The 13,799-nt window shown below is 63.2% G+C and carries 13 protein-coding genes; 7 read left to right on the forward strand and 6 right to left on the reverse strand.

Features of this window, described 5'->3' with window-relative positions; genetic code table 11:
- Nucleotides 1-56 precede the first annotated feature (56 nt).
- From GJB56_RS04600 to cofC, 3 genes are all read right to left on the reverse strand, one after another.
- A complete protein-coding gene (locus tag GJB56_RS04600; protein WP_019747939.1) occupies nucleotides 57-983 on the reverse strand; it encodes a bifunctional NUDIX hydrolase/histidine phosphatase family protein in 927 nt (308 codons plus the stop codon).
- 17 nt (nucleotides 984-1,000) lie between these two features.
- Nucleotides 1,001-3,115 carry an RNA degradosome polyphosphate kinase gene (locus GJB56_RS04605; RefSeq protein ID WP_235867855.1) on the reverse strand — a complete coding sequence of 705 codons (2,115 nt, stop codon included), beginning with the start codon at nucleotides 3,113-3,115 and terminating at the stop codon, nucleotides 1,001-1,003.
- Nucleotides 3,116-3,295: 180 nt separating this feature from the next.
- Nucleotides 3,296-4,045, reverse strand: a complete 750-nt coding sequence (cofC, locus tag GJB56_RS04610) for a 2-phospho-L-lactate guanylyltransferase (RefSeq protein WP_113682970.1) — start codon at nucleotides 4,043-4,045, stop codon at nucleotides 3,296-3,298.
- A 126-nt stretch (nucleotides 4,046-4,171) separates the two neighbouring features.
- Between cofC and GJB56_RS04615 the strand changes: the two genes are divergently transcribed.
- The 3 genes from GJB56_RS04615 to GJB56_RS04625 all read left to right on the forward strand — a co-directional run bounded on the left by GJB56_RS04615 (nucleotide 4,172) and on the right by GJB56_RS04625 (nucleotide 7,497).
- Complete coding sequence (locus GJB56_RS04615) at nucleotides 4,172-5,170, forward strand: NAD(P)H-dependent glycerol-3-phosphate dehydrogenase (protein ID WP_019747941.1); 999 nt, start codon at nucleotides 4,172-4,174, stop codon at nucleotides 5,168-5,170.
- A complete protein-coding gene (locus GJB56_RS04620) occupies nucleotides 5,167-6,318 on the forward strand; it encodes a cystathionine gamma-lyase (RefSeq protein WP_113682969.1) in 1,152 nt (383 codons plus the stop codon). Before GJB56_RS04615 ends, GJB56_RS04620 begins: the two co-directional genes overlap by 4 nt.
- A 72-nt stretch (nucleotides 6,319-6,390) precedes the next feature.
- Nucleotides 6,391-7,497, forward strand: coding sequence for a D-alanine--D-alanine ligase family protein (locus GJB56_RS04625; protein ID WP_019747943.1), 1,107 nt, complete (start codon nucleotides 6,391-6,393; stop codon nucleotides 7,495-7,497).
- On the opposite strand, the gene GJB56_RS04630 is transcribed toward GJB56_RS04625, so the two are convergent.
- On the reverse strand, nucleotides 7,498-8,190 hold the full coding sequence (locus tag GJB56_RS04630; protein ID WP_113682968.1) for a DUF3515 domain-containing protein: 693 nt from the start codon (nucleotides 8,188-8,190) through the stop codon (nucleotides 7,498-7,500).
- A 182-nt stretch (nucleotides 8,191-8,372) separates the two neighbouring features.
- Between GJB56_RS04630 and GJB56_RS04635 the strand changes: the two genes are divergently transcribed.
- From GJB56_RS04635 to GJB56_RS04645, 3 genes are read left to right on the forward strand one after another with little or no spacing between them, the layout of a single operon-like run.
- The gene (locus GJB56_RS04635; protein ID WP_230091131.1) at nucleotides 8,373-9,317 is read left to right on the forward strand and encodes a thiamine-phosphate kinase; all 945 of its coding nucleotides are present in this window, start codon (nucleotides 8,373-8,375) and stop codon (nucleotides 9,315-9,317) included.
- 9 nt (nucleotides 9,318-9,326) lie between these two features.
- Entirely contained in the window at nucleotides 9,327-9,848 is a 522-nt protein-coding gene (locus GJB56_RS04640; RefSeq protein ID WP_113682967.1) for a gamma carbonic anhydrase family protein, read from the forward strand.
- Nucleotides 9,848-10,519, forward strand: coding sequence for a uracil-DNA glycosylase (locus GJB56_RS04645; RefSeq protein WP_020907272.1), 672 nt, complete (start codon nucleotides 9,848-9,850; stop codon nucleotides 10,517-10,519). The genes GJB56_RS04640 and GJB56_RS04645 overlap by 1 nt, the downstream gene beginning before the upstream one ends.
- A 66-nt stretch (nucleotides 10,520-10,585) precedes the next feature.
- Here the strand turns inward: GJB56_RS04645 and GJB56_RS04650 are convergent, their stop codons facing one another.
- Nucleotides 10,586-11,380, reverse strand: a complete 795-nt coding sequence (locus tag GJB56_RS04650; protein WP_019747947.1) for an enoyl-CoA hydratase-related protein — start codon at nucleotides 11,378-11,380, stop codon at nucleotides 10,586-10,588.
- 131 nt (nucleotides 11,381-11,511) lie between these two features.
- Nucleotides 11,512-11,703 carry a 50S ribosomal protein L28 gene (gene rpmB, locus GJB56_RS04655; protein ID WP_003942669.1) on the reverse strand — a complete coding sequence of 64 codons (192 nt, stop codon included), beginning with the start codon at nucleotides 11,701-11,703 and terminating at the stop codon, nucleotides 11,512-11,514.
- A gap of 348 nt (nucleotides 11,704-12,051) precedes the next feature.
- Here rpmB and GJB56_RS04660 point away from each other — a divergent pair, with 348 nt between their 5' ends.
- Nucleotides 12,052-13,761 carry a DAK2 domain-containing protein gene (locus GJB56_RS04660; RefSeq protein WP_020969321.1) on the forward strand — a complete coding sequence of 570 codons (1,710 nt, stop codon included), beginning with the start codon at nucleotides 12,052-12,054 and terminating at the stop codon, nucleotides 13,759-13,761.
- Nucleotides 13,762-13,799: the final 38 nt, after the last annotated feature.

Here is a 13,799-nt window from a genome sequence, read left to right on the forward strand (position 1 = left end):
GTTTCAGTGCTTTGCAAAACTACCGAATCGAACTGGGGCCGGTTGGTCCAAATCCCTCAGGAGTTGGCGACTTTGGGGAGCGGGCTGTCGAGGTGATCGGCGGCGACGAGGCGGCCGTCGAGGAACGAGAGCACCCAAGTGCTCGCCTTACGGTTGCGTGCAGAGGGCAGTGTTACACCGGCCGTATCAGCCCACCAGCGCATCAAATCGGGGATGACGCCTCCTTGGCTGCAGATCACGGGAGTGCCCTCCAGTGCGGCGATCTGCAGCGCACGTGCCCGAGCGGCGTCGGGATCGGCCTCGTAACCTTCTTCGGTCAGAAGAGGTTCCGTCGAAATCTCGACACCCAATGCCTCCGCCAACGGCATTACGGTGTCGATGCAGCGCGTACGGTCAGCCGCGAAAACCGAATCGGCTCCGAAGATTTTCAGCTGTTCGACCAAGGCGGCGGATTGCTCTTTGCCCTTGGCGTCGAGTGGACGCAAATTGTCGTCGCCCTTGTACCGCTTACGGCTTCCAGCCTTTGCGTGGCGGACGAGTAATACCGTTTTCGTATCAGGCCGAATGGAAACGAAGCGGCGAAGAATCATTCGATCCATCGGGTAGGAAAGATGATCGGCGACCTCGGCGACCGGAAGCCAATAGAGAACATCTACTTCGTTATTCGGCCCGAAATCTCCGTCTACTGCTTCGGCCGACCAGTATTCGACTCGTTTGAGTTTGCGATGTCCCGGGATCGGGTACGTCACGCCACCGAGGTGCCTTCCGAAACGTCCGGTGATCGAGGTCTCTTCGCGGACCTCGCGAACTGCTGCGGTCAAGAAGGTCTCGCCTGGATCGAGCTTTCCTTTGGGGAATGACCAGTCGTCGTACTTCGGTCGATGTACGACGGCGATCTCGATGGCGGAAGGATCCTGGGGAGCCTTCCGCCACAGAACCGCGCCTGCGGCAAAGATGTTGGCTTTGACCGGCTTGTCGCTCATGGTGTGATCCGAGCCCGTCAAGACCCGCTGGCGGTGCGGCTGCGCATCAACGACTGTTGATGCTCACGTACGTCCTCACCGCGTTCGGGTGCAGCGACCCAACTGCCGTCCGGATGCAGTACCCAGCAGCGAGTTCGCGGATCGAGCGCGGAATCGAAGATGTCACCCAGTTGCTTCGACAGTTTCGGATCCTTGACCTGCACCATGACCTCGACGCGGCGATCGAGGTTGCGGTGCATCATGTCTGCGCTGCCGATCCAGAATTCGTCGGCCGAGCGGAAATGAAACATTCGCGAGTGTTCGAGGAACCGCCCGAGAATGGAACGTACTTCGATGTTTTCGCTGAGGCCCGGAACACCCGGCTTGAGCGCGCAGATTCCGCGGACCACGATCTCGACGGGGATACCGGCCTTGGACGCGCGGTACAACGCGTCGATGACCTGCTCGTCGACCAATGCGTTGGCTTTCAAGCGGATACCGGCATCGCGGCCTGCAAGCTTGTGAGCGATCTCGTTGTCGATCCGCTCGATGATCCCGCGGCGAACCCCGTACGGCGCAACGAGAAGGTTGCGGTAGCTCGTCTTTCGGGAGTATCCGGTCAGCGAGTTGAAGAGGTCGGTGAGGTCAGCACCGATCTCCGGTGCTGCGGTGAGCAATCCGACGTCCTCGTACATGCGCGCGGTCTTCGGGTTGTAGTTGCCGGTGCCGATGTGGCAGTAGCGACGAATTGTCGAACCTTCGCGCCTGACGACGAGGCAGGTCTTGCAGTGAGTCTTGAGACCGACGAGACCGTAGACGACGTGAACGCCGGCCTGCTCGAGTTTGCGTGCCCACTTGATGTTGGCTTGCTCGTCGAAGCGCGCCTTGATCTCGACGAGGGCAACAACTTGCTTGCCGGCCTCGGCGGCGTCGATCAGTGCGTTGACGATGGGGGAGTCGCCCGAAGTTCGGTACAGGGTCTGCTTGATCGCGAGCACCTGCGGGTCGGCCGCGGCCTGTTCGATGAAGCGTTGAACGCTGGTGGAAAACGAGTCGTAAGGGTGGTGGACGAGCACGTCGCCCTCGCGCAGGGTCGAGAACACACTCTTCGGTGTCTCACGCTCGCCGAACGCCGGATGCGTCGCCGGGACGAACGGAGCGTCCTTGAGCGCCGGGCGATCGACGGCGTAAACCTGCCAGAGGCAGGACAAGTCGAGGAGTCCGGAAACCTCGATCACGTCAGCCGGATCGACGTCGAGTTCACGCAGAAGCAGTTCGAGCATGTGCTCGGTCATGTCGTCGGCAACTTCGAGGCGAACGGGCGAACCGAAACGACGACGCGCCAATTCACGTTCGAGTGCCTGCAGCAGATCCTCGTCCCGATCCTCTTCGACCTCGAAATCGGCGTTGCGTGTGATTCGGAAGGCGTGATGTTCGACGATTTCCATTCCGGGGAACAGCACGTCGAGATGAGCCGAAATCAGTTCTTCCATCGGGAGGAACGAATCGATGGTGGACGAAGACGTCGTGCTCTTGACTCGCACGAACCGGCCGACGTTGTCGGGAACCTTGACGCGAGCGAAGTGTTCGCCGCGGGTGACGGAGTCCTTCACTGTTACGGCGAGGTTGAGGCTCAGTCCGCTGATGTAGGGGAACGGGTGGGCGTGATCGACTGCCAACGGCGTCAGTACCGGGAAGACCTGCTCGTGGAAATGCGCCGATAGCCGGCCGTGATCGTCGGCGCTGAGGTCGGCCCATCTAACAATTGAAATGCCTTCTGCCGCCAGGGCAGGGCGGACCGAGTCGAGAAACACGTGTGCGTGCTTGTCGGCGAGTTCCTGGGTGCGACGCGCAATGAGCGCCAATTGTTCGCGTGGGGAGAGGCCGTCGGCGGACCTGACCGACAGTCCCGTCTCGTCGCGGCGCTTGAGTCCGGCGACCCGGACCATGAAAAATTCGTCGAGATTGGAAGCGAAGATGGCGAGGAACTTTGCGCGTTCGAGCAACGGCAGTGACTCGTCGGCAGCCAATGCGAGAACACGGGCATTGAAATCGAGCCAGCTGAGTTCGCGGTTTAGGTAACGATCCTCGGGAAGTCCGACGAGCAATTCGGGTAGCTCTGCCTTGGTAGCTGCAGGGGGAGCGCCCGGGATATTGGTGGCGACCGCGACGGCCTGAGATCGCGGCGAGGTGGCCGCGCCGTTCTCGTGCCGGCCGGAGCTGTGGTCTCCGTCCGACTGGTCTTCGGAAATACGGTTTTCGAGTGCTTCGCCATTGCTCACTCGTCGATCATCCCCCACAATCGCGCGGTCCGACAATCGATGAAAGAAAATTCATCGACTGTTCGACGGCGTGGCCTTGAGTCTGGTCAACGAAGCCAATGTCGCGGGGCCTACTCCCAGTGCGCGCACGGTGTCGAGATCGGCGTGGGTGTCGACGTCGGTGCGCAGTCCCGGCCATTGGCCGTTGAGTGGACGAGCACCTGAATTAGCATGTCCCCGTGCGGATTCCGGACCGAATCGGGGGTCGAGCGCACTCTCGCCACACGCAAACAATGCGGAAGTGCCGGTGCCGTGGTGATCGACGACGACTGAACGTCCACCGCTTCGGGCGGCGGCCACGGCCTCCGTCAGTTCGCTCGGTTGCATCGCGGGCAAGTCGGCTTGCAGCACAACGAGGTCGACCACTCCGCGTTTGGCTCGGATATCGGCGGCCGCTGCACTCAACGCTGCGTTGAGGGTTTCCTCCCCGCGCGGTGAGGCGCCGTTGGTCAGCGAGATGTGGGGAGCTGGATCGGCGTAGACCGTCACGCCGACGGAATACGCAAGAGCGGCAACGGTCGGGTCTGGGGTGACCACCGTGACGGTGTCGATGGCAGAGACGGCGGCAACGGTCGCGAGGGTGTCGTGAAGCATGGCCAACACGAGGTCTGCACGCGCGTCCGCGTCGAGTTCGCCCGCGAGCCGGGACTTGGCCGATCTCAAGGACTTGACGGCCACTATCGCATGCATGGGGCGTTCGATCTCCGTGCGCGCATGCGGTGTCTCCACGACGTGTGGGTACGGGGGTTCCGCGCTGTCCATCCCTCGATCTTGCCAGTCATCACGCTCGGTGTCCGCGGCTGCCCACCGCAGTGCACCACAGGCGATACTCTGTGCAGACGATTTTTCTGGCGGCGACCCGCTTCGCCGGGTAGACGGGGTGAGCGTGTGAGTAAGGCAGCTGTATTGGGCGCAGGTTCGTGGGGAACAGCGTTGGCCAAGGTGATGGCCGAGGCCGGAACCGACGTGACGATGTGGGCCAGGCGTGAAGAGGTCGCGAAGCGCATCGACACCACACACGAGAACAGCGACTATCTGCCAGGCATTGCTTTGCCTTCGTCGATTCGCGCGACCCACCACCACGAGGAGGCAATGGCAGGCGCTGACTTCATCGTGCTGGCGGTTCCCTCGCAGTCGCTACGGGGAAACCTGGAGCAGTGGAAAGGCTCGATCGGACCCGATGCGACTCTGCTGAGTCTGGCCAAGGGAATCGAGACCGGGACGCTCATGCGCATGAGCCAGGTCATCGTGTCGGTGACCGGCGTGGAACCGGGGCGCGTCGCGGTGCTCTCGGGCCCGAATCTTGCACACGAGATCGCCAGCGGGCAGCCCGCGGCCACGGTGATCGCCTGCTCGGATTCCTCGCGTGCCCTCGCTCTCCAGGACGCTTGCGCTACCGGCTATTTCAGGCCGTACACCAACTCCGACGTCATCGGTTGCGAGATCGGTGGCGCGTGCAAGAACGTGATCGCGCTGGCCTGCGGCATGGCCGCCGGTAGTGGATTCGGCGACAACACGGTTGCCAGCATCATCACCCGTGGTCTCGCCGAGACGATTCGGCTCGGTGTCGCGCTCGGCGCCAAGGCGTCGACGCTTGCAGGCTTGGCGGGCGTCGGTGACCTGGTCGCGACCTGCACGTCCGAGTTGTCGCGAAACCGGACGTTCGGAGAGCGACTCGGACGGGGCGGGTCGATGGAATCGGCACAGAAGGCAACCAACGGTCAGGTCGCCGAGGGTGTGAAGTCGTGCACGTCGGTACGCGCACTCGCTGCCGGCTACGACGTGGAGATGCCGTTGACCGACGCGGTCCATCGGGTGTGCCACGAAGGCATGGCCGTCAGCGATGCGATCGGTCAGTTGCTCGGACGCCGGACGAAGCCGGAATGAGTGAAATTAATGTGAGTGATTTCGAGGGTTACGGGGATTCGACGCGCAGTGTGAGCGCCGTTGCGCGCGAACACGCTGCGGGTCAGCCCATGCAGCTGGGTCCGATATTTGCTGCGCCGTACCAACTTTCGGTGGACGAAGGCTCCGAATCCGATACCTATGCTCGAGCGTCGAACCCGGGTTGGCGCGGACTCGAATCGGCGCTCGCGGCGCTCGAAGGAGCGGACCACGCACTCGTCATGGGGTCGGGGATGTCTGCGATCACCGCGACCTTGCGCAGCGTGCTCGTCGCCGGGGATACCGTCGTCGTGCCCTCGGACGGGTACTACCAGGTGCGGTTGTACGCGAACGAACGGTTGGCTCCGTTGGGAATCACCGTTCGCGAAGTCTCGACCCTGCAGATGGGCGACGCGAGTTTCGGGGAACTGCTCGACGCGTCACCGGGTCGCGTGGTCGTCGTCGCCGAGACGCCGTCCAACCCGGTGCTGGACGTGGTCGACCTTCGCGTGCTCGCCGACGTGTGCCACCGAGCGGGTGCGCTGCTGATCGTCGACAACACGACTGCAACACCGCTGGGGCAGCGCCCGCTCGAATTGGGTGCCGACGTCGTGGTGGCCAGCGGTACCAAGGCACTCAGCGGGCACAGTGACCTCCTGATGGGTTACGTCGCTACTTCCGATGCGGCGGTGAGTCAGCGGATCGAGCGTGAGCGACTTCTTTCGGGAACAGTGCTCGGCCCCTTCGAGACGTGGCTTGCGCACCGGAGTCTCGGCACGGCAGGCCTGCGATTCGGGCGTCAGTGCGACAACGCGCTGGCCCTGGCCGAGATGTTGGCTGGACACACAGCGGTCCGGTCCGTTCGTTATCCCGGCCTTCGCGGTGACCCGTCCTACACAACGGCATCCGGTCAGATGAAACGATTCGGCGGATTGGTGAGCGTCGAGTTGGGTTCGGCTCAAGCATTCCACTCGTTCGTCGAAGCGAGCAATCTCGTCACGGCCGCCACCAGCTTCGGTGGGATCCACACGACGGCGGATCGCCGTGCGCGCTGGGGCGATCCGGTCAGTGCGGGTTTTGTCCGAATCGCTTGTGGCATCGAGGACACCGCCGATCTCCTGGCCGACATCGAGCGCGCGCTCGACGCGTGAGCGGACCACGTCGATGATTTCCGGCCCGGCCCGATCGCGTGCCGAAGTCGATTCGGCGGTACGGTTTGACGCGTGAACAGCAGCCGTACCCGCGTGGCCGTGATCTTCGGTGGCCGGAGCAATGAGCATTCAGTGTCCTGTGTTTCCGCCGGAAGCGTCCTGAGCAACCTCGACCCGGATCGGTACGACGTCGTACCGATCGGCATCACCGTCGACGGTTCCTGGGTCCTCGGGTCGAGCGACCCCAGCTCCCTCGCGATCAGCGGGCGCGCGTTGCCGTCGGTCGACAAAGACGGAACGTCGGTGGTCCTCAGCGCGGACCCCACCCGCGAGGGCGAGGTCATCTCCTTCGACGGCTCCGACGCCGGTGCTGTGCTCGCGTCGGTCGACGTCGTTTTCCCCGTTCTGCATGGGGCTTACGGCGAAGACGGCACCATTCAGGGATTGCTCGAACTTGCCGGGGTTCCGTATGTCGGACCCGGAGTCCTGGCCAGCGCCGCCGGCATGGACAAAGAGTTCACGAAGAAGCTTCTTGCCGCTGAAGGACTTCCCGTCGGAGTGCAGGTCGTGCTTCGACCGGGAATCGCAACGCTGACCGAAGAGCAGAAGGCGGAGTTGGGCCTTCCCGTGTTCGTGAAGCCCGCTCGTGGTGGTTCGTCCATCGGCATCACCCGGGTGAGCAATTGGGACGGTCTGGACGGGGCGATCGCTCATGCGCGCCTGCACGATCCCAAGGTGATCGTCGAAGGCGCGATCATCGGCCGTGAGGTGGAATGCGGCGTCCTCGAATTCGCGAACGGTGACGTCAAGGCGAGTGTGGTCGCTGAGATCCGGATGCCGGATTCCGACACCGATTCGGACGCGTTCTACGACTTCGACACCAAGTACCTCGACGACGTCTGCGAATTCGACATCCCCGCGAAACTCGACGAGTCGGTGAGCGACCAGATCAGGGAGCTTGCAGTCCGCGCGTTCAAGGCACTCGATTGCCAGGGACTCTCGCGAGTCGATTTCTTCGTCACGGCTGACGGCCCGGTGATCAACGAGATCAACACGATGCCCGGGTTCACTTCCATCTCGATGTATCCGAAGATGTGGAACGCCACCGGAATCGATTACCGCACTTTGATTTCGACACTGGTCGACACCGCCATCGCTCGCGGTACCGGACTTCGCTGATCAGGGAACCGCGACCGGCGCCGGGTCGAGGGGCTTCTGTTCGAGAGTCGCCGTGATGGTGTCGGAGATCTCCTGAATCGGCGTCGGGCCGGTCCCGTCGGGGATCGTGATACCGATGTACTCACCGCGGTCTACGGCAAACCAAGTGCTCGCAGCCAGACCGACGTCGGTTCCCGAGACCTGGAACCATTGGACACCGTTCACAACCTGAAGTGCTGCAGCCTGGTCGAACTCGGTCGGACGGTCGAGCCCGCAGCGCAACACGATCGGCTCACCTTCGCTGCGCTGCCAAGCTGCCGCTCCAGCCGGAGCGGGGTCAACCAACTCGGCTTTCGTGAAGTCGTCGATCTTGTCGGGGAGCGCACCGAGGAGGGAAACGCAGGCCTCCGACTCCGCTGCCGGTGCCGGTACGGGTCCCAGCGCTACCGGCGAGAGTTCAGGGTTGTTTCCCGCTACGACGGCCGCGATCACCACTCCGACGATCAGGGCTACCGGGAGCGCGATGGCGGTGGCGATCAGCGCCGGACTGCGGCGCTCGGTCGGATCGTCGTCGCTATCGGGGTCGATGTCGGCGTTGTCTGCGGTGGAGGTGTTTTCTGCCATGCTCAGTTCTTCGCTCGGGTCCTGGTCCAGTCGATCAGCGGTCTCGTCACTTCTGAGGACACGTCGGTGAATCGGTAGGATTGCCGACACACGCGTGAGCTTGCAGAAGCATTCACGACCACAGCTAGAAGGTACCGCAGGCCGCTTACGGGCGAATTGCGTCGGCATTGGAGACACTCATCGCATCATCTGAGTTCGCTGCATCATCGGAGTTCACAGCATCATCGGAGTTCGGGTCAGAGCACACTGTTGAACAGGTGGGGGAGTTCGACGTGATCGCGCGATCTCTGGTCGGCCGAATCCAACCGGTCACCACCGAATTGGGGCCGGGTGACGATGCCGCGATCGTGACGTCCGGAGACGGCCGTGTGGTTGTCTCGTCCGACATGCTGGTCGAAGGTCGGCATTTCCGAATGGATTGGTCTTCGCCACGCGACATCGGCCGAAAGGCAGTGGCACAGAACGCTGCGGATGTCGTCTCGATGGGAGCGCGGCCGACGGCATTCACCGTGTCTCTGGGATGCCCGCCTTCGACTCCGGTCGACGTGATCGACGCAATCTCCGCGGGAATCTGGGACGCGGCAACCGATCTGGGGGCCGGTGTGGTCGGCGGTGACCTGGTCCAGTCGCCGGTGGTCGTGGTGTCGGTGACCGTGCTCGGCGATCTCGGTGGCCGTCCGGCAGTTCTGCGTTCGGGAGCAAAGATCGGTGACAAGATCGCGGTCGCCGGGTTGTTCGGTTGCTCGGCAGCAGGGTTGGCTCTACTGCTCGACGAAGCCGTATTGCTCGACGAAGCCGAAAGCTTTCCAGACTTGCTTGCCGCTCATCGTGTTCCGAATCCGCCGTATCAATCGGCATGGGACGCCGCAGAATCAGCACATTCCATGACGGACGTATCCGACGGATTGATCGCGGACCTTCGACATCTCGCAGAGGCCTCGCACGTGCGGTTCGACATCATCTCGGCCGCGGTTCCCACCTCACTCGATGTCGCATCGGCGGCCGAGGCGCTCGACGTCGATCCGCTGGACTGGATCCTCTCCGGTGGTGAAGATCACGGATTTGCAGCAACTTTCGGGCCTGAGGTCGAGATTCCGTCGGGTTGGACTGTGATCGGTGAGGTTGTGGCCGGTTCCGGCGTGAGCGTCGACGGTTCGCTTCGCGAGAGCGGTGGGGGCTGGCACAGCTTTTCGACCACCGGCACCACCGCGGTATAGGTTGCTTTCATGGCTGTATATGCACTTGGAGACAGAGTTCCGGACATTCATCCGGACGCATACGTTCACCCGGACGCGGTGGTGATCGGCGCCGTGACTCTCGCGGCGGGCACCTCGATCTGGCCGCAGGCGGTATTGCGTGGTGACTACGGAACCATTTCGGTGGGAATCGGATCCAACATCCAGGACGGAACTGTCATCCATTGCACCGCCATCGATGCGACCGTCATCGGTTCCGGTTGCGTCGTGGGCCACAACGCGCACATCGAGGGGTCGACCATCGAGGACCAGTGCCTGATCGCATCGGGATCCGTGGTTCTCAACGGAACGGTGATCGGGACGGGGTCGATCGTCGCCGCGGGTGCGGTGGTGGCCAACAAGATGCAAGTTCCCCCGCGCAGCATGGCACTCGGTGTGCCCGCCAAGGTCCGTGCGGGATACGAAGTTCCGCTCGGCCACCTCGACGGAAACGTCAAGATGTACGCAGCCAATGCGGCGTACTACCGCGACGCGTTGCGCAGGCTCGACTGATGGCGCCGCTTGCAGAGATCGTCGATCCAGGGTGGGCGCGGGCACTCGAACCGGTCTCGGAGCAGATCTCCGCGATGGGTAAGTTCTTGCGCGAAGAGATCGCTGCGGGACGGGAGTATCTGCCTGCGGGAGAGAACGTCTTGCGTGCATTCACGAATCCGTTCGACGACGTTCGGGTGCTCATCGTCGGTCAAGACCCCTATCCGACGCCCGGTCATGCTGTCGGGTTGAGCTTTTCGGTTGCCCCGGACGTGCGGCCGGTTCCACGAAGTCTCGGTAATATCTACAAGGAGTATCACCAGGATCTCGGGTTGCCGATACCGCCGAACGGCGATCTGACGCCGTGGTCGAAACAAGGTGTGCTGCTTCTCAATCGCGTACTCACCGTGCAGCCGGGTCAAGCCGCTTCTCATCGTAAGAAGGGCTGGGAGCCGGTGACCGAGCAGGCTATCCGCGCTCTGGTCGCGCGGTCGTCACCGATGGTGGCGATCTTGTGGGGTCGTGACGCGGCCACTCTCGCGCCGATGCTGGGCGACACACCGATCATCGAATCAGCGCACCCGTCACCGCTTTCGGCTTCGCGCGGCTTCTTCGGTTCGCGCCCGTTCAGTCGTGCGAACGAACTCTTGACCGGACTCGGGGCCGACCCGGTCGACTGGAATCTGGGCTGATCGAACTGCGCCTGCACTCACCCGGCATGCCGAACGTCGTGACACGACATTCGGCATGCCAGCTGACTAGGCCTGCTTTGCGGAAGTGAAATCGGGGCGACGCTTGTCGACGAATGCGTCGACACCCTCGCGCCCGATCGGGCTGTTCGCCGCGAGGGCGATGGACGCAGCCTCGGCGTCGAGTTGCTCGGCGAGCGAGTTCGTCCGTGACGAACGCAGCAGCGCTTTGATTCCCGAGTACGACGTGCTCGGCCCGTTGGCCAAGGCGCGTGCGAGGCGAGCTGCCTCTTCCTGGACCTCGTCGTCGCCGACGAGTCGGGTGAGGATCCCCAGCCGGACGGCTTCGTCGCCACCGATCACCGAATCGTTGAGAAGAATCTCGCGAGCGCGTGCCACGCCGACGATGCGGGGGAGTGTCCACGACATTCCGCCGTCCGGGGTGAAACCGATGGAGGGGTACGCGGGGCGGAGCTTGGTGCCGGTGCCGCCGATTGCGACGTCGGCGAGGCAGACCAGGCTCATTCCGGCGCCGGCAGCCCATCCGTGGACCCCGGCCACCACTGGAGCGGTCGCGGCGTCGAGCGCGCGAACGAACACGTGGAAGACACGGGCAACCTCGGCGACATACTCGCCGCGGTCAGGGGCTGCGGCGAACGCACGGACGTTGCCGCCGGCACAGAAGTTTGCGCCTTCGCCGACCAGAAGGATGCTCCCGATGTCGTTTCCGACTGTCTCGAGCGCCTGCGCGCCCTGAACCAGTCCTTCGTCGTCGAGGGAGGTGCCGTTGGCGGCGGTGGAAATGGTGATGCGGAGTACGCCCTCGTCGAGGGTCACTTTGCTCAGGTCATCGATGGAAGTCACTCAACGCACATTACGGGTGTCGGACAGCCATACGAAACACGGGGACACATAGATACAGACACTTAGAAACAGCTCTGCCCCCGTCACCGAAGTGACGGGGGCAGAGCCTGCAATAGTTTGTGCTCGGGCAATCAGCCCCGAGCGACCTTGCCTGCCTTCAGGCAGGAGGTGCACACGTTGACCTTACGGGTGTTACCCGGGGCAACCTCGGTACGAACAGACTGAATGTTCGGGTTCCAGCGACGATTGGTACGCCGGTGCGAGTGCGAGACCGACTTACCGAAGCCGGGCCCCTTGGCGCATACGTCGCAGACGGCAGCCATAGTCGCGAACTCCTTGTTAGAAATGAATATTGAAGTGGTTACCCTACACGGTAGGGCAGCCAGAATTACAATCCGAATATACTCGACTTCGAACCGATCCTTGACCGCTCACTGTGCAGCCGAACGTGAAAACAGTCAATCAGCAACAAACAAAGTGCAGCATTATTTCGTGTAGCCCGTTCGAGGCAACCGTGTAAGAGTAACCGCTTCCGGCCCGAATGGCCAAACCGCCCGGTAATGACGGTTGCGGAGAAGCGTCGGACTACCCTCGACTGCACCGATCACCGATCTCTTTTTCATCGTCAGTCTTTCCATCGTCTGTCTGTCCATCGTGGAGGGGAACCGTCAGTGGGGGAAGTGCAACGCGTCGCCGAAGAAGCGGAATCCGTCGCGGACGGACATCTGCTGCGGCGCTGGGCCCGCCGGGCGGTCGACAGCCTCCAGAAACGTCGCGGTGAGATCAACAGCCTCAACGTCTTTCCCATCCCTGATTCGGATACCGGCACCAACCTGTTGTTCACGATGCGGGCCGCGCTCGATTCCGCCGAGACGATCGAGGACGACGTCCGCAGTGCCGGCCGCGTCGCCAACGCGCTGGCTCGGGGCGCGGTGTCCGGTGCACGCGGTAATTCCGGAGTGATCCTCTCCCAGGTGATCCGGGGTATCGCGGAGAGCGTTCAAGGCGAGCACATCGACGGCCGGAGCTTTGCGAACTCACTGACCACGGCGACGGGACTGGCTTCTCGGGCTGTCTCCGATCTGGTGGAAGGCACCATCGTCACGGTTCTGCGCGCGTCGGGTGAGGCAGCGCAGGAGTGCGTCGACACCAAGACGCCGAGCGGCGAGGACCTTGCTTCCGTGGTTGCCGCCGCTGCCGATGCGGCTGCGATCGCGCTGAACAAGACCCCGGAGCAACTGGACGTTCTGGCGTCGGCCGGGGTGGTCGATGCCGGGGGATTCGGTCTGGTTCTGATCCTCGACGCTTTTGTCGAGGTGGTGACCGGGAAGTCGCAGGTTCGCGAGGATCTGGGGACGCCGGACCCGAGGTCGAGCGCAGTTGTCGACGTCAGCGCATTCGATCACGATTGGGCTCACAAGAGCCCGATCGAATGTGGTGATCACTCGGAACAGGATTTCGAGGTCATGTACCTCGTCGACGACTCGGACGACGATCGCATGACGGCGCTGCGCACGCGGCTGTCCGTCCTCGGAGATTCGACGGTCATCGTCAGCGACGGCTTCGGTGGCTGGTCGGTGCACGTGCATTGCTGCGATGCCGGTGCAGCCGTCGAAGCCGGCCTCGAAGCCGGGAAGGTCCACGGTATTCGCATCAGCAGTTTTCTCGTCGACGAACGCGACCAGTTGGTGGCACGGGCGGAGAGGCGATTCCCGGGTGCCGGTGCCCGCGGCGTTCTGGCCGTCGTTGCCGGTGAGAGTGCGGCGGCGTTGTTCGAGAGTGAGGGCGCGACGGTTCTTCGGTGCGACGACGCGCCGGTGACACGTGCGCAACTGCTCGGCCGCATTCGTCAGATGGAGCGAAGCGAAGTTCTGGTGCTGCCGAACGGCGCCTTGACGGCTCAGGAACTGGTCGCAGTCAGTGCCGCTGCGCGCGATCCGCTTCACCAGGTTCTGCTGCTGTCGACATCGTCGATGGTTCAGGGCTTGGCCGCACTTGCCGTCCACGACGCCCAACGCAACGTCGCCGACGACGGCTTCACGATGTCCGAGGCGGCGGCTGCGACGCGCTGGGGATCATTGCGAATTGCGGTCGAGCGTTCGCTGACGTACGTCGGGACGTGTGATCCGGGTGACGCGATCGGTCTGATGGGGCACGAGGTGGTGCTCATCGGTCCCGACGTCGCGGAGTCGAGTGCGCGACTGGTCGACCTCGCGCTCGGATCCGGTGGCGAACTCGTGACCCTACTCATGGGCGCCGACGCGCCGGACGCCCTGGCCGGGCAGCTCGAGGCGCACGTCATCGCGCACCATCCGGGCGTCGACGTGCTCGTCTATCAGGGTGATCAGCCGGGTGACCTGTTCCAGTTGGGTGTGGAGTGATCGAACCGGGTCTGTCGGTGACTACTGATATACGAACA

Origin of the sequence: Rhodococcus sp. AQ5-07 (genome assembly GCF_009707305.1) — a bacterium.
Lineage (GTDB): Bacteria > Actinomycetota > Actinomycetes > Mycobacteriales > Mycobacteriaceae > Rhodococcus_F > Rhodococcus_F erythropolis.